This window comes from Serratia sp. JSRIV002 (assembly GCF_019968725.1).
GTDB classification, from domain to species: Bacteria; Pseudomonadota; Gammaproteobacteria; order Enterobacterales; family Enterobacteriaceae; genus Chania; species Chania fonticola_B.
In genome coordinates, this window is the sequence record NZ_CP074143.1 from 1,135,875 (window position 1) to 1,158,554 (window position 22,680).

Genomic DNA, 22,680 nt, shown 5'->3' on the forward strand with positions numbered 1-22,680 from the left:
CTCGCTGCGTACGAGCCAGTGGCTGACGGATGGGCCGGGTACTACACCAGATTGACGTGCAGGCCTTGCTGCACCAGGACATCTCCCAGGGTGTTGCCGCTTTCGAGGGCTGAGTTGTGGTAAACATCAAACACTTGGCCGTCTACCGTCCGTTGACCTACTGTGCTCCAGGTACCGCCTTCGCCCTGGGTCAGATTGACCTGGTCGCCGGTAGTCCCCTTGATCAGCAGATCGTCGCTGGAAGCGTCCTTCACGGTCAGCGCTTCGTGCAGATCCAGCGTGATGCTGTTGGTGCCGCTGGTACCTAAATCGAAGATATCGATGTGTTGCACCTTCAGGCCCAGCGCCGTCAGATCCAGGTTGAGGTTTTTGCCATCCAGCTCCAGGGTGTCGATACCCGCGCCGCCGTCGATCGACAGGAAGTCGAGGGCGTTGACGTGGATCACATCGTTACCGCTGCTGCCATGGATGGTGTCACCGCTTGCGGTAGTGCCATCCGCCAGATTGATGGTGACGCCGCCAATGCTGAAGGTGGTGTCCTCAACCGTGGTAACACCGGCGGTATCAACCGGCAGCGTTGGGTTCACCACCAGCGTGCTGGTGACTGGCTCGCTGGTCTCCGTGGTGGTCTGGGTACTGCTGACCTCGCTGGTTGGCGTGCTGGTTTCTGTCGTGGTGTGTTGCACGGCGGCTACCTGAGCATGCTGTACTGTAGTGAGATCGGTCGCGCTGTCGGTGCTGGTGTTTTCGGCACCCGACGTATCCAGTGACAGCGTTTCGACCGCCGCGTTGGCCGTCAGCAGCAGTGGCAATTCGATACCGGATGTCAGCCCTGCAGAGACGCTAACCCCGTTACCCGCCAGGTCGGTGACCGAAGCTGCCACTACGGTGCCCAACAGAGTAGGGATCAGGTTGAGCACATTTAGACCCTTGAGGGCGTTGGTGGTGTCGAATTTCACCGACCAATGACCGGTGGCGTCTACGGTGCCTAGCAGCGTACTGCCCAGCAAGGTGACGCTGACTTTCGCGCCTTGCTGCACGTTCAGGCTGGTACCGCTGACGGTCAGGCCGTTGGTCAGAATGCCCAGCGCACCCGTCAGAGTCCCTAGAGCATCAATACCCAACAGCGGCAGCGCGTGGATTTTCACCGTAGCGTTGGCGTTGGCCGAGCTGGTGTTACCGTAGCGGTCGGTGACGGTAACGCCGACCGACAATGGCCCATCAGCCAGATTGACCAGGTTCAGGGTAGGAACGCTGACGCTCCATTTCCCGTCGTTGCCTACGGCGGCGGTCAATACCAGTCCCCCCACATTAACGCTGACGCTACCGCCGATGGCGTTGGTGGTGGTGCCGCCGATCAGCTGGTTCAGGTTGGCTTCGCTCAGGTTGAGGAAACCATCGCCAAACAGACTGCCCAGGCTGACGGTCGGCAGGTTGTGGATACCCACACCCAGATCGGCGCTGATGCTGCCGGTTTTTCCTGCGGAGTTGGTGACCGAAACGCCCAGTGACAGATTGCCGTCCAGCAGGCTGGACAGGTTGAGCGGCGTCAGGCTGAGTGACCAGCTACCATCCGCTTTCACCTGGGTGGTGAAGGTATTGCTGCCCAGATGAACCTGAATGGTAGAGCCCGGTGCGTTGGTAGCGTGCCCGCTGATGATCTGGTTGCCGGTCGCTTCCAGCGCATTCAGCAGGCCATCGCCGCCGAACAGCGGATCCAGCGTCAGGGTTGGCAGGGCGTTGATCAGCACGTTGAGCGGGCTGACCTTGCTCACGGTGTTACCTGCCGCATCGGTGAGGCTGGCGGTGACGTTGGTCAGGCCATCCAACAGCCCTTGCAGATCAAGAGCTGGGATCGGCAACTGCCATTTGCCGGTGGCATCGACGCTGGTGGTGTAGGTGTGACTGCCCAGCGTCAGAGTGATGGTGGTCCCAGCCGACACGTTACCAGCGTTGCCGCTCAGGATCTGCGGTGACAGCAGATCGCTCAGATCCAGCGTGCCGTCGCCAAACAGAGGGTTCAGCGTCAGCGTTGGCAGAATGGTCGCCACGTTGAGGCCTACGCTGGCACCGCTGGAGTTACCTGCCGGATCGGTGACCGTGGCGCTGACGATCAGATTGCCCGCCGCCAGATCCGCCAACTGCAGCGGATTGATGGTGGCGCTCCAGCTACCGTCGGCACCGACCGTGGCGTTCAGTTGCAGCGTACCGACCTTGATCACCACCTGGGAACCTGCCGCCGCATTGGTGGTGGTCCCGCTGATGGTCTGGGTCAGCAACGCTTCGGCCGCATTGAGGAAGCCGTCGCCGCCAAACAGCGGGTTCAGCGCCAGCGTTGGCAGCTTGTTGACGATCACATCAATCGCCGTATTCAGCACGCCGGTGTTGCCGGAGCCATCCAGCACCGAAACGCCAACGTTGATATTGCCGTCAAGCAGGGTGTGCAGATCGGCAGGTTGCAGCACCAGGCTGAACTTGCCGTCGGCACCGACGGTGGTCAGGAAGTTTTTACCGCCAAGAGAAACCTGCACCTGCGCACCGGCGCTGGCGAAGGCCACGGTACCGCTGACGGTTTGCGCCACCAACGCTTCCGCCGCGTTGAGGAAGCCATCACCGCCAAACAGCGGATCGAGCGTGATCACCGGCAGTTTCACATCCAGCTGTAGCCCGGCAGTGGCGCTGGTGGTGTTACCCACCGCATCGGTCGCCGAGGCGGTGACGGTAAAGTTACCGTTGCCCAGCCCTTGCAGGATGCCGAGGATATCCGGGGTGACGGTAGCACTCCATTTGCCACCATCGCCTACGGTGGCCGTCAGCGTTTGCGAACCGGCAATATCCAGATTGATAGTGGCACCCTTCTCCAGATTGGTGACGGTGCCGCTGATGGTCTGGTTGAGCAGCAGATCCGCTACGTTGAGGATGCCGTCGCCAAAGATCGGATCCAGCACGATGTGCGGCAGATTGTGGATGATGGCGGTGATATCGATATTTTTACTCACCACGTTACCGGCAGAATCGGTCACCGAGACGCCTAGCGCCAGATTGCCGTCGCTCAGGGCAGCCAGATCCAGCGGTGGGATCGACAGGCTCCAGGCACCGCCCGCTCCGACGCTAGCGGTATAGGTTTTGGTGCCCAGGCTGACGCTAACGCTGCCGCCACCGATACCAAGACCGTTAATCACCCCGCTGATGGTCTGAGACACACCGGCTTCTACCGCATTCAGCAGACCATCGCCAAAGGCAACGACCGGGCCGATCACCGGCAGGTTGTGGGTCAGCACGTTGATATCGATCAGATCGTTAACCACGTTGCCGTGGGAATCGACGATCTGCACGTTGACCTGTGCCAGACCATCACCCAACAGGTTGAGCTGGCTAGGCAGCAGTGACACGCTCCATTGGCCGTTACCCCCAACGACCGCATCCAGCGTAATGCCTGCGATGGTGACGTGAACAACCGCCCCGTTGTAATCGCCGGTGGCGTTACCGCTGATCACCTGAGTCAGCAGCGATTCGGCCAGGTTCAGCACGCCATCGCCGCCAAACAGGGCGTTAACCCCCGCGCCGAGCGTTTTGTTCAACGCCACGTTTAGCGTTACGTCGGTATGGCTGCTGTTGCCAGCGGTGTCGGTCAGCGTGACGCCGATGATCTGCGGCCCATCGGTCAGGCTTTGCAGATTAAGCGACGGCAGCGGAATGCTCCATTTGCCATCCGGGCCAACCACCACGCTGGCGGTCAACGGCCCCAACGTAACGGTGACGGTTTCGCCAACGCCGCCGGTCCCGGTTAATGTCTGGCCGAGCAGGGCTTCTGCCAGCGTCAGGATATTGTCCCCGGTCAGCAGATCGACCGAGAGCAGCGGTGCCGTGGTATCGGTAGTAATGACGTGCGTTGCCGGCGTGGTGTTGCCTGCCGCGTCGGACAGGGTGGCATTAATGGTGCTACTGCCCTGCGGCAGGTTAACCAGATCTGCCGGTGGCACGTTGACCGACCAGGTGCCGGCTCCACTGACCTGCGCACTGTAGGTTTTGCCGTTCAGCGTGACGGTGACAATGCGGCCCGCTTCCGAAACCGAAGCGGTACCGGAGATCGCCTGGGCGACTGAGCTTTCACTGGCGTTCAACACGTCGTTACCCGCGAAGGTATTGATGGTGAGCGTTGGTGGAATGCGATCGACCAACACGGTTTCACTGGCGGTAAATACCGTTGGCAGTGGTGTCAGCAACGTGGTGCTGGCCGAAACCACGATATTGCCGTCAACCGGGAAGGTCACCACGGTGCTGAAGGTGCCATCCGCCAGGGTGGTCACCGGGATCCCTAGTGGCAAGCCACCAACGATAATGGTGACAACCTGACCAAGCCCGATCCCGCCAACCACTTTACCGGTCAGGTTGATGATCAGCCCAACTTCGCTGGCGTTAACGATATTATCGCCTGTCACCGGATCGAGAGTGATGATCTGGCCCGGAGGCGTCAGGTTAACGGTGAAGTTGTGGTTGTCGACGGCAATGTTCCCGGCCTGATCGCTGACCTGAGCCGTGATGCTTGGCGTCCCGCTCAGGGCTTTCAAGTCGGCAGGCAGGACAGATACGCTCCAACTGCCATCGGCCAACACCACCCCGGTATAGGTTTTGCTATTGAGCGTAACGGTCACTTGTTGCCCAACCGCGACGTTGGTGGAGGTACCGGTTATCAACTGTACCGATTGGCTCTCGGCATAGTTGATGATGTTATCCGCCGTAAAGTTACTGATGGTGACGGATGGCAGCGCGTTGACGGAAATATGTACTGAAGAACCGGCCGTGCCCTGGTTGCCAGCGGCATCCGTGGCGGTCACGGTGATGGTATTATCGCCCTCGGCCAGCGCTTTTAACTGCGGCGTAGTCAGCGCCAGGCTCCAGTTGCCGCCGCTGACCTGTGCGGTAAAGGTTTGCGTCCCAATCTTCACGCTGACCGTAGTCGCATCACCTGCGCTGCCTGTGAGAATTTGCCCCAGGTTGGCCTCGGCCAGGTTGAGGAAACCGTCACCGAACGGTGTGTTGATGGTTGGCTCCGGTGCAGTGAGATCGCTGGTGAAGTTCAGGCTGCTGCTATTGGTGTTGCCCGCGGCGTCGGTCGCCGTGACGGTCAGCACGTGTGGCCCATCCAGCAAGGTGCTCAGGGTGGCCGCAGGCAGCGGTAACGACCAGTTGCCGTTGCTATCAACCTGCGCGTTGTAACTGACGCCATTGACATCGATCACCACTTTCACCGCCTGGCCTGCGCCATTCACCCCGGTGGTGCCGGTGATCGTCAACGCACCGGCGGCTTCGCTGATGCTCAGCACGCCGTCAACGCCAAACGGCGGAACTATGGTAGGAGTCGGCAGCGTCAGCAGGGCGTTAACGTCCAGCGGCGTGGTGGTGGCCGTATTGCCGCCACGATCCTCGACAGTGACCTCAATGGTATGTTGCCCGTTGGTGAACACGGCAAGCTGTGCTGCGGTGAGTTGCAGAGACCAGCCACCCAGTCCATCGGCCTGAGCGGTAAAGGTCTGCTGATTTGGCAGGCCTTCGTCCACCGTCACCGTGACGATCTGGCCGCTGCCGATCAGACCGGTTTTGCCGGTCAGGGTTTGCGCCAGCGCGGCTTCGGCAATATTCAGCAAGCCATCGCCAAACGGCAGGTCCAGGGTTGGCAACGGCAGCTTGTTGATCAGGATATCGACCGATCCGTTGGTGCTGCTGGTGTTACCCACGCTATCCGTTACGGTTACCGTGATTGGCCAGGTGCCATCCGGCAGGCCAAGCAGGGTGGCACTGTCGAGTGGCAGTGTCCAACTACCGTCGGCATTTACCGTGGCGTTCAGGGTCAGGCCATTAACGTTCACTTTCACGGTCTGGCCGAGATTGCTATTGATGCCGGTGGTACCGGTGAGGGCTCCGCCCAGCAAGGCTTCGGCATGGTTGATGATGCCATCGACAAATGGCGTGTTCAGCTCGGCCACTGGCAGCCCGGTGAGGATGCTGTCAAAGTCCAGCGTCGCGCCGTGGCTGTTGCCGCCTTTATCAGTAGCAACCACGCTGATGGTGTGTGGGCCATCCAGTAGCCCCAGCAGATCGGTGGTTGGCAGGGTGACGCTCCATTGGCCGTTGTTGCCGACCGTGGCGTTGTAGTCTTTACCGTTGAGGCTGACCACCACCGTTTGACCGTTGCCGATAATGCCGGTGGTGCCGGTCAGTAGCTGATTGACCCCGGCCTCCACCAGGTTCAGTGCGCCGTCGCCAAACGGCAGGTTAATGGTTGGATTCGGCAGGATATGCGACAGGATCTCCAGTGAACCACCGGCGCTGGCAGGGTTACCTGCCGCATCCACGGCGGAGACCACCACCTGCACGGTGCCGTCTGCCAGCAAGGCCAGGGCATTGGCTGGGATTAGCGCGCTCCAGGTGCCATCGTTATTCACGATACCGTTCACCACGTAGGTGCCAATCTTGACCACGACCGGGGTGTTAACCAGCAGGTTGGCCGCTGCACCGCCGATTGGCGTCGCGACGCCCAGTTCGGCAATATTAAGGATATTGTCACCGAACAACGGGTTCAACGTCAGTGATGGCAGCGTATGGGTATTGACCGCCACCGTGATGGAGTCTGATACGCCGTTACCTGCGGCGTCGGTGACGCTCACACCGATGGTCACGTTGCCATCCAACAGCCCTTGCAGGATATTGCTTGGGATATTCACGCTCCACGCACCGGTCGTTGGATCCGCCAGGGCGGTGTAAACGTTGGCACCCAGCGTGACGGTAACGGTCAGGCCCGGATCGGTATGCCCGCTCAACACTTGCCCCAGTAGCGCTTCCGCCAGGTTCAGGATGCCGTCACCAGCGAAGATATCGATCTCCAGTAATGGTGGCACGGTGTCAACAGTGACGTTATGGGTGGCGCTAGCCGGGTTCTCGGCGATATCTGTCACCGAGGCTGTCACGGTCTGCGAGCCTTGTGGCAATGCCTGTACGTCGGCTGATGGCACCGTCGCGCTCCAACTGCCGTCTGCTTGCACCACGGCGGTGTAGGTTTTGCCGTTAAGCAGCACGCTGACCACCTGGCCAGGCTGCACGTGGCTGGATCCCCCGCTGATGATGATGGCGGCTTTTGCCTCATTGGCGTTGATGATGTCATCACCGGCAATCACGTTGACCGACAGCTGCGGCAGATTGCCCGCATCGGTGATCACGGTGAGGTTGTGGTTGGCGGTGGCCTGGTTGCCAGAGGTATCGCTAACCGTGGCGGTGATGGTGTCTTTACCGTCTGGCAAGGCCCCCACATCCACAGCCGGAACCTGCAGACTCCAACTGCCGTCCGCGCCGACGATGGCGGTGTAGGTTTTGCCATTGAGCGTTACGGTGACCTGTTGCCCCTGTTCGACGCGCTGGCTACCCCCGCTGATGGTCAGCGGCAGGTTGGATTCCGCCAGGCTGAGGTAGTCATCGCCGGACAGGGTGTTGATGGTCAACAGCGGCGCCTGGGCCGGGTCGGTATCCAGGGTGATGCCGTGGCTGACGCTGCCGGTGTTGCCAGCGGCGTCGGTCAAGGTGGCGGTGATGGAGGAGGCACCGTTCGGCAGGTTAGCCAGATCGCCAGCCGGAATGGTGACGCTCCAACTGCCATCCGCCAGCACCAGCCCGTTATAGGTCAAGCCGTTGATGGTGACTTTCACCACCACTGGCTGACCGCTGTCGTTGATCGGTGCGGTCCCGGTGATTTGCAGCGCTTGCTGGCTTTCGGCGATGTTGATGGTGTCATCACCGCTGATGGTGTTGATGGTCAGTACCGGCACGGTCAGATCGACTGTGGCGCTGGAGTTGATGCTGGAGGTATTGCCAGCCACGTCGCCGACGGTGACCCCAATATTGGTTGGACCATCAGGCAGGGCCGCCAGATCGGCACTTGGTACGTTCACGCTCCAGTTGCCGTTGTTATCGACAATGCCGGTATAGGTTTTCCCTCCCAGCACCACGCTGACGGTTTGCCCACTGCCGCTCACCCCGGTGGTGCCGCTCAGCGTTTGATCGCTGGTGGACTCCGCCTTGTTCAGATAGCCATCACCGAACGGCGTGTTCAGGGTGGCAACCGGCAGGCTGTTGATCAGCACGCCCAACTGCTGCGAACCGGTGACCAGGTTGCCCGCTTCGTCGGTGGCACTGACGGTGACGGTCAGTTTGCCATCGCCCAGGATTGTCAGATCCGCTGAAGGAACGGTTGTCGTCCAACTGCCATCGGCCTGCACTATTGCCTCGTAGAACTTACCGTTCAGTGCAATGGTGACGGTTGCACCGGCGGCAACGTTGGTGGAACTCCCGCTGATGCTGATCCCTGCGGCGGCTTCGATGGCGTTCAACTGGTTATCGCCAGTGATTGGAGCAATCGCCAGGGCGCTCTGGGTGAGATCGACCGTAACATCATGGGTGGCGCTGGCCGGGTTACCGGCTTTATCGGTGACGTCGGCGGTGATCGTTAAGTTACCGTTGGTCAGCAGAGCCAGATCGGCCGTCGGTACGCTGGTGCTCCAGGAACCGTCTGCCTGCACGGTGGCGGTATAGGTTTTGCCATTGAGGGTGATGGCAACGATCTGCCCGGCTTCAACATTCAGGCTGCTGCCGCTCAGGATTTGCGTTGCCTGCACCTCGGCACCGTCAATAATATTGTTGCCCGCAAAGGTGCCGATGGTCAGCACCGGTGCGTTCAACGCGCTGGCATCAACCCCGATGGCGTGGGTGACGCTAGTGCTGTTACCGGCGCTATCGGTCAAAGTGGCGACCAGGTTATAGTTGCCATCGGACAGTGCGGTGAGATCGGCGCTTGGCAGTGAAGTGCTCCACGAACCATCAGGCTGAACCACTGCGGTGTAAGTCTTACCGTTCAACGTCAGCGTTACGGTACGACCAGCATCGCCGATGGAGGCGGTGCCTGAGACGGTCTGGTTGAGCAGCACTTCTGCGCTGTTAAGCACGTCATCCCCGGCAATGACGCCGATGGTGAGGGTCGGAGCGACCTTATCGACCACGACGGTGCCACTCAGGGTGTTGCTGTTGCCCGCAGAATCGGTGGCCACAACGTTGAGCAATGGCGTCCCATCCGGCAATGCCTGCAGATCGCCAACCGGAACGGTGACGCTCCAGTTGCCGCTACCGTCCACCGTGGCGGTGTAGGTTTTATCCCCAAGGGTCACGGTCACGGTTTGCCCCGGCGTGGTAATGCCGGTGGAGCCGGTGATGGTCTGCGGCTGGCCTGCTTCCGTGCCGTTCAGGATGCCATCGCCAAACGGCGTATTGAGGGTGGCGTCTGGCAGGTTATGGATAAATACGCCCAAGGTATGGCTGCTGCTGACCGGGTTACCGGCCTGGTCGACAGCGGAAACGCTCAGGTTGATATTGCCGTCTGCCAACAGCGCCAGATCGGCCGGTGGAACCAGCACACTCCAGGAACCGTCCGCCAGCGTAATGCCGGTGTAGGTTTTGCCGTTCAGCGTTACGGTCACGCTTGCGCCAATGGCCAGATTGAGGCTGCTGCCTCTGATAGCTAATGGCAACAGGCTTTCGGCCAGGTTCAGCTTATCGTCACCGGCAATCACGTCGATGGCGATGCCGCTCAGGGCCGTGTTGACCAGCACGTTGTGCGTTGCTGTAGCCGGGTTGCCGGAAGTATCGCTAACGGTGACGTTAATGGTGCTGTTGCCCTGAGCCAGTTGGCCCAGATCGGCGGCGGATACGCTGGTGCTCCAGGTACCGTCTGCCAGCACGGTGGCGGTGTAGGTTTTGCCATTCAGCGTGATGGTCACCAACTGGCCTGCTTCCACGTGGGTGGTGGTGCCGCTCAGCGTCTGGCTGGTTTTCACCTCTGCGCCGTCGATAATATCGTTACCGGCAAACACATTGATGCTCAGGGTTGGCAGATCCAGCGGATTGGCGTCGATCGTCACGGTATGGGTGACGGTAGTGGTGTTGCCCGCCGCATCGCTCAGGGTGGTGGTTAATGGATAACTGCCATCGCCAATTGCTTGCAGATCGGCGCTTGGGATGGTGGCACTCCAGGTGCCGTCGTTGGCGACTACCCCGGTATAGGACTTACCGTTGAAGGTCACTGTGACGGTACGGCCGGCGTCACCGATGGAAGCGGTGCCGGAAACCACCTGGTCGCTGAGGCTTTCCAGGGCGTTAACCTTGTCATCCCCGGCAAACGGCTTGACCGCCAGAGTGGGTGGCACCAGATCGACCTGTGCCGTAGTGCTGCCAGGTACGCTGTTACCCGCGGAGTCCGTAGCGGATACGCTAATGGTATTGCTGCCCGCTGGCAGGTTTTGCAGATCGGCCGATGGGATGGAAACGCTCCAGTTACCGCTGCCATCCACGGTTGCGGTATAGGTTTTGCCACCCAGAGTGACGATCACGCTTTGTCCTGCACCAGGGATGCCTGTGCTGCCGCTCAGCAGTTGTGCCGTGGCGGCTTCAGCCTGATTGAGGAAACCATCGCCAAACGGCAGATTGATGGTTGGCTCTGGCAGGGTATGGATATGCACATCCAGCGAATGACTGTTGCTGACCGGATCGACTCCTGGGTTGGAGACGCTGGCGGTGACCGTGGTCAGGCCGTCTTGCAGGGCCAGCAGATCGGCGCTGTTCACCGAAACGCTCCAACTGCCGTTGGCCAGAACGACGCCGGTGTAGGTTTTACCGTTCAAGGTTACGGTAACGGTTTGGCCTGCGTTCACATTGACCGTGGTCCCGCTGATGGTCAGCGGCTGTGAGGCTTCGGTCAGGTTCAGCTTATCGTCGCCGGCAATCAGGTTAATGGCGATGCTTTCCACCGCCGTATCAACGCTGATGGTATGGCTGCCGGTGGCCGGGTTGCCTGCCCGATCGCTGACGCTGGCGGTGATGGTAGCCTGGCCGTTGGCCAACAGCGCCATATCCGCCGCCGGAACGTTAACGCTCCAGCCGCCGCCCACCTGCACGGTGGCGAAGTAGGTTTTGCCGTTCAGGGTTAGCGTCACGGTCTGGCCGACTTCGACATGGGTGGTGGTACCGGACAGGGCCTGAGTGACCAGCGCTTCGGCCCCGTTAACGATATCGTCCCCGGCGAATGCGCCGATGCTCAGCGTTGGCAGATTGGCCGGGTTGGCATCGACATTGAGGCTGTGGGTGACGCTGGTGCTGTTGCCAGCCGCGTCGGTGAGGGTAGCGACCAGATTGTGGCTACCGTCGGTGAGCGCTTGCAGATCGGCGGCAGGCAGGCTGGTGCTCCACGATCCATCTGGCTGTACCACGGCGGTGTAAGTCTTGCCGTTCAACGTCAGGGTCACGGTGCGACCCGCATCCGCGACCGAGGCGGTGCCGGACACGGTTTGTGCCACTAGCACTTCGGCGGCGTTCAGCACATCATCCCCGGCAACCAGACCCACGGTGAGGGTAGGCGCAGTGGCATCAACGGTGACGGTGGTGTTCAGCGTATTGCTGTTACCGGCGGCATCGGAGACCACTACGGACAAGGCTGGTGTGCCGTCAGGCAGCGCTTGCAGATCGGTAGAAGGAACGCTGACGCTCCAGTTACCGCTGCCGTCCACGGTGCCGGTGTAGGTTTTACCGCCCAGGGTGACCGTGACGGTCTGCCCTGGCGTGGTGATGCCGGTAGACCCTGTGAGGGTCTGAGGCTGGCCCGCTTCGGCACCGTTCAGAATGCCGTCGCCAAACGGCGTATTCAGGGTAGCTTCTGGCAGGCTATGGGTAAAGACGCCCAGGTTGTGGCTGTCGCTGACCGGGTTACCGGCCTGATCGGTGGCAGTGACGGTCACGGTAGCGGTGCCATCGGCCAGCAATGCCAAGTCGGCGGCAGGTACGGAGACGCTCCAGGAACCATCAGCCAGTGTGGTGCCGGTGTAGGTTTTACCGTTCAAGGTCACGGTAACCGTGGCGCCGACGGCCAGATTGGTACTGCTACCGCTGATTGCCAACGGCAGTTGGCTTTCCGCCAGGTTGAGTTTGTCATCACCGGCGATCACGGCAATCGACAGCCCGCTGAGGTCGGTATCGACGGTCACCTCATGACTGCCGCTGGCCGGGTTACCTGCAGTGTCGTTGACGGTGGCGGTAATGGTGGTCTGGCCGTTGGCCAACAACGCCAGGTCGGCAGCCGGTACGCTGGTGCTCCAGGAGCCATCGGCCAGTACGGTGGCTGTGTAGGTTTTACCGCTCAGCGTAATGGTCACGATCTGGCCCGCTTCCACATGGGTGGAGGTGCCTGACAGGGTCTGAGCGGTTTTCACTTCCGCGCCGTCGATGATGTCGTTACCGGCAAATACACCGATGCTGACGGTTGGCAGGTTGGCCGGGTTGGCGTCGACATTGATGCTGTGGGTGACGCTGGTGCTGTTGCCAGCCGCATCGATGAGGATTGCCACCAGATTGTGGCTACCGTCGCTGAGCGCCTGCAGATCGGCAGCGGGTACGCTGGTGCTCCACGAACCATCCGGCTGCACCACGGCGGTGTAGGTTTTGCCGTTCAAGGTCAGGGTCACGGTGCGGCCCGCATCGGCGACCGAGCCGGTACCGGACACGGTCTGCGCCACCTGTACTTCCGCGGCGTTCAGCACATCATCGCCAGCAATCAGGCCCACGGTGAGGGTAGGCGCGGTTGCATCGACGGTGACGGTGGTATTCAGCGTATTGCTGTTACCTGCGCTGTCAGTAACCGTAACGGTCAAGGCTGGCGTGCCGTCAGGCAGCGCTTGCAGATCGGCAGAAGGGACGCTGACGCTCCAGTTGCCGCTGCCGTCCACGGTGCCGGTATAGGTTTTACCGCCCAGGGTCACGGTCACGGTCTGCCCCGGCGTGGTGATGCCGGTAGACCCCGTGATGGTTTGCGGCTGACCCGCTTCTGCGCCATTCAGAATGCCATCGCCAAACGGCGTGTTCAGGGTGGCGTCTGGCAGGCTATGGATAAACACGCCCAGATCGTGGCTGCCGCTGACCGGGTTACCGGCCTGATCGACGGCGGTGACGGTCACGGTGGCGGTGCCATCGGCCAGCAACGCCAAGTCGGCGGCAGGCACGGTGACGCTCCAGGAACCGTCTGCCAACGTGGTACCGGTGTAGGTTTTACCATTGAGCGTGACTGTCACGGTTGTCCCCGTGGCCAGGTTGGCACTGCCGCCGTTGATGGTGAGTGGCAGCAGGCTTTCGGCCAGATTCAGCTTGTCGTCACCGGCAATCACGGCAATCGACAGGCCGCTGAGGTTGGTGTCGACGGTCACGTCATGGCTGGCACTGGCCGGGTTCCCGGCACTGTCGCTGACGGTGGCGGTAATGGTGGTCTGGCCGTTGGCCAGCAGTGCCAGATCGGCAGCCGGTACGCTGGTGCTCCAGGAGCCATCGGCCAGCACGGTAGCGGTGTAGGTTTTGCCGTTCAGGGTAATAGTGACGGTCTGGCCCGCTTCCACATGGGTGGTGGTACCGGTCAGGGTCTGAGCGGTTTTCACTTCTGCGCCGTCGATAATGTCATTACCAGCAAATACACCGACGCTGATGGTCGGCAGGTTGGCCGGGTTGGCATCGACGTTGATGCTGTGGGTCACGCTGGTGCTGTTGCCCGCAGTATCGGTGAGGGTAGCGACCAGGTTATGGCTACCGTCGCTGAGCGCCTGCAGATCGGCGGCGGGCAGTGACGCACTCCACGAACCATCCGGTTGCACCACGGCGGTGTAGGTTTTGCCGTTCAAGGTCAGGATGACGGTGCGGCCAGCATCACCAATTGAGGCGGTGCCGGATACGGTTTGTGCCACCAGCACTTCGGCGGCGTTGAGCACATCATCGCCAGCAATCAGGCCCACGGTCAGGGTTGGCGCGGTTGCATCGACGGTGACGGTGGTATTCAGCGTATTGCTGTTGCCAGCGGCATCGGTGACCACTACAGACAAGGCCGGTGTACCGTCTGGCAGCGCTTGCAGATCGGCAGTAGGGACGGTGACGCTCCAGTTGCCGTTGGCATCCACGGTGCCGGTATAGGTTTTACTGCCCAAGGTGACGGTAACGGTCTGCCCCGGCGTGGTGATGCCGGTGGAGCCCGTGATGGTCTGTTGTTGGCCCGCTTCCGTGCCGTTCAGGATGCCATCGCCAAACGGCGTGTTCAGGGTGGCGTCCGGCAGAGTGTGGATAAACACGCCCAGATTATGGCTGTTGCTGACCAGGTTGCCGCCCTGATCGACGGCGCTGACGCTGACGGTGGCGGTGCCATCGGCCAGCAGCGCTAAATCGGCGGCTGGGACCTGAACGCTCCAGGAACCGTCTGGCAGGGTTAGGCCGATGTAAATCTTGCCATTCAGCGTCACGGTGACGATGGCACCGAGCGGCAGGTTGGCGCTGTCGCCGGAGATCGTCAGCGGCTGCAGACTTTCGGCCAGATTCAGTTTGTCATCTCCTGCGATCACGGAGATGGACAGCCCGCTGAGATCGGTATCGACGGTCACGTCATGGCTGGCGTTGGCCGGGTTACCTGCACTGTCGCTGACGGTGGCGGTAATGGTGGTCTGGCCGTTGGCCAACAGTGCCAGATCGGCAGCCGGTACGCTGGTGCTCCAGGAGCCATCGGCCAGCACGGTAGCGGTGTAAGTTTTGCCGTTCAGCGTGATGGTGACGGTCTGGCCCGCTTCCACATGGGTGGTGGTACCGGTCAGGGTCTGGGCGGTTTTCACCTCTGCGCCGTCGACAATGTCGTTACCGGCGAACACGTTGATGCCGAGCGTCGGCAGGTTGGCCGGGTTGGCATCCACACCGAGGACATGGGTAGTGCTGGTGCTGTTACCCGCGGCATCGGTGAGGGTAGCGACCAGGTTATGGCTACCATCGCTAAGCGCTTGCAGATCGGCGGCGGGCAGGCTGGTGCTCCACGATCCATCTGGTTGCACCACGGCGGTGTAGGTTTTGCCATTCAAGGTCAGGGTGACGGTGCGGCCCGCATCGGCGACCGAGGCGGTACCGGAGACGGTCTGCGCCACCTGTACTTCCGCGGCATTCAACACATCATCCCCAGCCACTACGTTAACGGTGAGGGTTGGGGCAGTCTCATCGACGGTAACGGTGGTGTTCAGCGTATTGCTGTTACCGGCGGCATCCGTAACGGTTACGGACAGGGTAGGCGTGCCGTCTGGCAGCGCTTGCAGATCGGCTGCCGGAATGGTGGCGCTCCAGTTGCCGCTGGCATCCACGGTGCCGGTGTAGGTTTTACCGCCCAGGGTGACGGTAACGGTCTGCCCCGGCGTGGTGATGCCGGTAGACCCCGTGATGGTTTGTGGCTGACCCGCTTCTGCGCCATTCAGAATGCCATCGCCAAACGGTGTGTTCAGGGTGGCGGTTGGCAGACTATGGATAAACACGCCCAGATCGTGGTTGCCGCTGACCGGATTACCGGCCTGGTCGACGGCGGTGACGGTCACGGTGGTGGTGCCATCGGCCAGTAAGGCCAAGTCGGCGGCAGGCACGGAGACGCTCCAGGAGCCGTCTGCCAGCGTGGTGCCGGTGTAGGTTTTACCGTTCAAGGTCACGGTAACCGTAGTCCCGACGGCCAGGTTCTGGCTGTTGCCATTGATCGCCAGCGGCAGTTGGCTTTCCGCCAGGCTGAGTTTGTCATCACCGGCAATGACGGCGATAGACAGCCCGCTGAGGTCGGTATCGACGGTCACGTCATGGCTGGCGCTGGCCGGGTTCCCGGCGCTGTCGCTGACGGTGGCGGTAATGGTGGTCTGGCCGTTGGCCAGCAGCGCCAGATCGGCAGCCGGTACGCTGGTGCTCCAGGAACCGTCTGCCAGCACGGTGGCGGTGTAGGTTTTGCCGTTCAGGGTGATAGTGACGGTCTGGCCCGCTTCCACATGGGTGGTGGTACCGGTCAGGGTTTGGGCGGTTTTCACCTCTGCGCCGTCGACAATGTCGTTACCGGCGAACACGTTGATGCTGAGCGTTGGCAGATTGGCCGGGTTGGCGTCGACGTTGATGTTGTGGGTGACGCTGGTGCTGTTGCCCGCCGCATCGGTGAGGGTGGCGACCAGGTTATGGCTGCCGTCGCTGAGTGCTTGCAGATCGGCGGCAGGCAGGCTGGTGCTCCATGAACCGTCTGGCTGCACCACGGCGGTGTAGGTTTTACCGTTCAAGGTCAGGGTGACGGTGCGGCCAGCATCACCAATCGAGGCGGTACCGGAGACGGTCTGCGCCACCAGCACTTCGGCGGCGTTCAGCACATCATCGCCAGCAATCAGGCCCACGGTCAGAGTTGGTGCCGTCGTATCGACGGTAACGGTGGTGTTCAACGTATTGCTGTTGCCCGCCGCGTCGGTGACCGTGACGGTCAAGGCCGGAGTGCCGTCTGGCAATGCTTGCAGGTCGGCGCTTGGCAGCGTGACGCTCCAGTTGCCGTTGGCATCCACGGTGCCGGTATAGGTTTTACCGCCCAGGGTGACGGTAACGCTCTGCCCCGGCGTAGTGATGCCAGTGGTACCGGTGAGCGTCTGGGATTGGCCCGCCTCTGCACCGTTCAGGATGCCATCGCCAAATGGCGTGTTCAGGGTGGCGTCCGGCAGGCTATGGATAAACACGCCCAGGTTGTGGCTGTCGCTGACCGGGTTACCGGCCTGATCGACGGCGCTCACGGTTACGGAGGCGGTGCCATCGGCCAGCAACGCCAAGTCGGCGGCAGGCACGGTGACGCTCCAGCTACCGTCCGCCAGCGTGGTGCCGGTGTAGGTTTTACCGTTGAGCGTGACGGTCACTGTTGCGCCCGTGGCCAGGTTGGCACTGCTGCCGCTGATGACCAATGGCAGCTGGCTTTCCGCCAGGCTGAGTTTGTCGTCACCGGCGATCACGGCGATAGACAGCCCGCTGAGGTCGGTATCGATGGTCACGTCATGGCTGGCGCTGGCCGGGTTCCCGGCGCTGTCGCTGACGGTGGCGGTGATGGTGGTCTGGCCGTTGGCCAGCAGCGCCAGATCGGCAGCCGGTACGCTGGTGCTCCAGGAACCGTCTGCCAGCACGGTGGCGGTGTAGGTTTTGCCGTTCAGGGTGATAGTGACGGTCTGGCCCGCTTCCACCTGGGTGGTGGTACCGGTCAGAGTCTGAGCGGTTTTCACCTCTGCGCCGTCGACAATGTCGTTACCGGCGAACACGCCGATGCTGAGCGTTGGCAGATTGGCCGGGTTGGCGTCGACGTTGATGCCGTGGGTGACGCTGGTGCTGTTGCCTGCCGCATCGGTGAGGGTAGCGACCAGGTTATGGCTACCATCGCTAAGCGCTTGCAGATCGGCGGCAGGTAGGCTGGTGCTCCATGAACCGTCTGGCTGCACCACGGCGGTGTAGGTTTTACCGTTCAAGGTCAGGGTGACGGTGCGGCCCGCATCGGCAACGGACGCAGTGCCGGAGACGGTCTGCACCACCAGCACCTCAGCAGCGTTGAGGATATCGTCGCCTGCGATGGTGTTGATGGTGAGGGTTGGCGCGGTCTCATCGACGGTGACGGTGGTGTTCAGCGTATTGCTATTGCCCGCCGCATCGGTGACCGTGACGCTCAAGGCCGGCGTGCCGTCTGGCAATGCTTGCAGATCGGCCGCAGGAATGGTGATGCTCCAGTTGCCGTTGGCATCCACGGTGCCGGTATAGGTTTTACCGCCCAGGGTGACCGTGACGGTTTGCCCTGGCGTGGTGATGCCAGTCGTCCCAGTCAATGTCTGCGGTTGGCCCGCCTCTGCGCCGTTCAGGATGCCATCGCCAAACGGCGTGTTCAGGGTGACGTCCGGCAGGCCATGGATAAATACGTCCAGGTTGTGGCTGTCGCTAACCGGGTTACCGGCCTGATCGACGGCGCTCACTGTCACGGAGGCGGAACCATCGGCCAGCAACGCCAGATCGGCGGCAGGCACGGTGACGCTCCAGGAGCCGTTCGCCAGGGTAGTGCCGGTGTAGGTTTTACCGTTCAGGGTCAGGGTGACCGTAGTTCCGACTGCCAGGTTGGCACTGCTGCCGCTGATGACCAATGGAGACTGACTTTCTGCCAGGCTGAGTTTGTCATCACCGGCAATGACGGCGATAGACAGCCCGCTCAGGCTGGTGTCGACGGTCACGTCATGGCTGGCACTGGCCGGGTTCCCGGCGCTGTCGTTGACGGTGGCGGTGAGGGTGGTCTGGCCGTTGGTCAGCAGCGCCAGATCGGCAGCCGGTACGCTGGTGCTCCAGGAACCGTCTGCCAGCACGGTGGCGGTGTAGGTTTTGCCGTTTAGTGTGATGGTGACGGTCTGGCCCGCTTCCACATGAGTGGTGGTACCGGTCAGGGTCTGAGCGGTTTTCACCTCTGCGCCGTCGACAATGTCGTTACCGGCGAACACGCCGATGCTGAGCGTTGGCAGATTGGCCGGGTTGGCGTCGACGTTGATGCCGTGGGTGACGCTGGTGCTGTTGCCTGCCGCATCGGTGAGGGTGGCGACCAGATTATGGTTGCCGTCGGCCAGAGCGGCGAGGTCAGCTGCTGGCAGTGAAGCGCTCCAGGTGCCGTCCGCTTGTACCACAGCGGTGTAGGTCTTGCCGTTCAAGGTCAGGGTGACGGTGCGGCCCGCATCACCAATCGAGGCGGTACCGGAGACGATCTGCGCCACCAGCACTTCGGCGGCGTTCAGCACGTCATCCCCTGCAACCAGACTCACGGTGAGGGTCGGTGCCGTCTCATCGACGGTGACAGTGGTGTTCAACGTATTGCTGTTGCCCGCCGCGTCGGTGACCGTGACGGTCAAGGCCGGAGTGCCGTCTGGCAATGCTTGCAGGTCGGCGCTTGGCAGCGTGACGCTCCAGTTGCCGTTGGCATCCACGGTGCCGGTATAGGTTTTACCGCCCAAGGTGACGGTAACGCTCTGCCCCGGCGTAGTGATGCCAGTGGTACCGGTGAGCGTCTGGGATTGGCCCGCCTCTGCACCGTTCAGGATGCCATCGCCAAATGGCGTGTTCAGGGTGGCGTCCGGCAGGCTATGGATAAACACGCCCAGATTGTGGCTGTCGCTGACCGGGTTACCGGCCTGATCGACGGCGCTCACGGTTACGGAGGCGGTGCCATCGGCCAGCAACGCCAAGTCGGCGGCAGGCACGGTGACGCTCCAGCTACCGTCCGCCAGCGTGGTGCCGGTGTAGGTTTTACCGTTGAGCGTGACGGTCACTGTTGCGCCCGTGGCCAGGTTGGCACTGCTGCCGCTGATGACCAATGGCGACTGACTTTCTGCCAGGCTGAGTTTGTCATCACCGGCAATGACGGCGATAGACAGCCCGCTCAGGCTGGTGTCGACGGTCACGTCATGGCTGGCACTGGCCGGGTTCCCGGCGCTGTCGTTGACGGTGGCGGTGATGGTGGTCTGGCCGTTGGTCAGCCGCGCCAGATCGGCAGCCGGTACGCTGGTGCTCCAGGAACCGTCTGCCAGCACGGTGGCGGTGTAGGTTTTGCCGTTTAGTGTGATGGTGACGGTCTGGCCCGCTTCCACATGAGTGGTGGTACCGGTCAGGGTCTGAGCGGTTTTCACCTCTGCGCCGTCGACAATGTCGTTACCGGCGAACACGCCGATGCTGAGCGTTGGCAGATTGGTCGGGTTGGCGTCGACGTTGATGCCGTGGGTGACGCTGGTGCTGTTGCCTGCCGCATCGGTGAGGGTGGCGACCAGATTATGGTTGCCGTCGGCCAGAGCGGCGAGGTCAGCTGCTGGCAGTGAAGCGCTCCAGGTGCCGTCCGCTTGTACCACAGCGGTGTAGGTCTTGCCGTTCAAGGTCAGGGTGACGGTGCGGCCCGCATCGGCAACGGACGCAGTGCCGGAGACGGTCTGCGCCACCAGCACCTCAGCAGCGTTGAGGATATCGTCGCCCGCGATGGTGTTGATGGTGAGGGTTGGCGCGGTCTCATCGACGGTGACGGTGGTGTTCAGCGTATTGCTGTTGCCCGCCGCATCGGTAACCGTGATGGTCAAGGCCGGCGTGCCGTCTGGCAACGCTTGCAGATCGGCGGCAGGGATGGTGACGCTCCAATGGCCGCTGCCATCCACGGTGCCGGTATAGGTTTTACCGCCCAGGGTGATGGTGATGGTCTGGCCCGGGCTGGTGATGCCGGTGGTGCCGGTAAGCGTCTGTGGCTGACCCGCTTCTGCGCCATTCAGGATGCCATCACCAAACGGCGTGTCCAGAGTCACCGCAGGCAAATCATGAGTGTAAACGTCCAGATTGTGCGTGGTGGTCACGGTAGAACCATCGTTGCCTGTCACGCTGGCAGAAATGGTGTTGCTGCCTTCGGCCAGCAGTTGCAGATCGGCGCTAGGCACCTGCAATGTCCAACTGCCGTCTGCCAATACCAGCGCGGAATAGGTTTTGCCATTGAGCGTGACGGTAACGGTAGCCCCGGTGGCGACGTTGGCCGTGGTGCCGCTGATGGCAAGAGGAAGCCCGGCTTCGACGGCGTTGAGTTTATCGTCTGAAGAGACAATACCGATATTGATTGCCGAAGCATTGCTGTCTACGGTGATCACTTGTGGCGCGGTAGTGGTGGTATTGCCTGCCTGATCGCTGAGCGTGGCGATCATCTGATAGCTACCGTCGATCAACGCGGCCATATCCGCGGCTGGCACGCTGATGCTCCATTTGCCATCGGCACCTACGATGCCGGTATAGGTTTTACCATTGAAGGAAACGCTGACCACCTGCCCAGCCTCGCTGACGGAAGCGGTGCCGGTGATGTTTTGCGCCGATTTTTGCTCGTCGACGGTGATCAAATCGTCGCCGGTAAATTTATCCAACGTCAGCACCGGTGGCACGGTATCTACCTGCAAGTGCTCCGTCACGGTAGTGCTGTTGCCTGCGGCGTCGGTAGCCGTCACGGTGAGGGTATTATCCCCTTGAGCCAACGCCTGCAGGTCTGCGGCAGGCAGTACCAGGCTCCACTTGCCATCCCCGCCAGTGACTGTCGTGTAGGTTTTACCATTCAGGGTAACGACAATGGTCTGGCCAGGATTGCTGGTGCCGCTCAGGGTCTGTGATGTTTGCACCTCGGCGGCGTTGAGTACGTCGTCTCCGGCCAGTTTGTTGACGGTCAGCACCGGGGCGGTCAAATCGACGGTGATGTTCTCATGCGCATTGGCGCTTTGGCCTGCTTTGTCGGTGACGGTGGCATTGAGCGTGATCGAGCCATTGGCCAGCGCGGCCAGATCGGCGGCAGGCAGTGAAAGCGACCAACTGCCATCGCCTTGAACCACTGCGCTATAGGTTTTGCCGTTCAAGGTGATGGTAACGGTTTGCCCTGCTTGAACATTTTGCGTATGGCCGCTCAGCGTTTGGGTGCTTTTCGCTTCGTTGGCGTTGATTACGTTATCGCCGGTCAGGGCGTTAATCGTGATCTGCGGGGTAGGATTAACTACGGTGGTATCAACCGAGATCTGATGATCGACCGTGGTTTGGTTGCCCACTTTATCGACGGAGGTCACGATTAACTCGTAGTTACCGTTTTTCAGCAAAGCCAGATCTGCCGCAGGCAGTTGCAGGCTCCATTTGCCGTCGCTACCCACCGTCGTGGTGTAGGTTTTACCGTTCAGGGTAATGGTAATTGTCAGCCCGACCTCGCCGGTACCGCTCAGCGCCTGCGCCGCTTTTAACTCGGCACCGGTCAGGTGGTCATCGCCGGTCAGCTTGTTGACGGTCAAGACAGGCGGGGTGGTATCGACCAGTACGCTGATCGTTTTTTCGACGCTGATCCCATCCTGGTTAGTCAGTTTAACCGTCAGTTGATAATTGCCGTCTTTTAGGCCAGCAAGCGCAGCGGAGCTGAAATCAAAGCTCCACTTGCCATCGGCCCCGACGGTAGTGGTGTAACTTTTGCCGTTGAGCGTCAGCGTGATGGTCACGCCTGCGGCAACGCCGGTGGTCAGGCCGCTCAGTAACTGGGCAATTTTAACTTCACTGGCGTTGAGAACGTTGTCCTGACCCAGTTTTCCTACGGTCAGGGTAGGTTGTTCTGGTGGTACGGACGGTTCGTCATTGTTGTGGTCGTTCTTCCCCGTCCCGGTAGCGATGGCGACGCCAGCCCCCAGCGCCAGGCCGGCTAGAATGGCGGCGATGGCACCGTTGGATAAATCATGGTTGCCAATTAGCAGAGGTGAAACGTCAGACAGTGATTCAAACTGCGGCGTGATCAGCATTGGTTCAGTGGTAGCGGCGGTTGCCGGGAATATCGCGTGCTGGATGGCGCCATTGCCATCATCAAACACCAATTCGCTGTGTTTACCGTCGGCGTCCACTTCAAAGAAGCTCTGATAACGTACCGTGGTGCCATCTTTCATATGCACGATCAGGTCGTTACCTTGGCGTTCATAGCTGCTCACCAAAGCCTGAGTACCATGGATCCGCACAATACTGCTTTGTGTGAGGCTGACGGAACGGGTACCGGTTGCTACGTCAGCGATTTTCGCGCCGCCATGACGAGCAATAATATCAACAGCCCCAAGGGTAAAATTGGATTGTGCCATGTGGTTAGCCTCTGAACGCCAAAGTTAATTTGCATAGCGCGCCAAAGCCGTTTGTGTGGCTTTTGTAGGCGCGCTGGAATGCCCGAGGGGGTGCCCTAGAGCTAAATTTAACCTGGTGTTTAGATGA

The 22,680-nt window shown here is 61.1% G+C and carries 1 protein-coding gene; it reads right to left on the reverse strand.

What is annotated here, in order from left to right:
• Positions 1-41 precede the first annotated feature (41 nt).
• A complete protein-coding gene (locus KGP26_RS05230; protein WP_223665119.1) occupies positions 42-22,553 on the reverse strand; it encodes an Ig-like domain-containing protein in 22,512 nt (7,503 codons plus the stop codon).
• Positions 22,554-22,680 lie beyond the last annotated feature (127 nt).

What these genes read in the sequence shown, in the direction of transcription:
- KGP26_RS05230 (WP_223665119.1), bottom strand. Translation starts at nt 22,553, where the DNA reads ATGGCACAATCCAATTTTACCCTTGGGGCTGTTGATATTATTGCTCGT.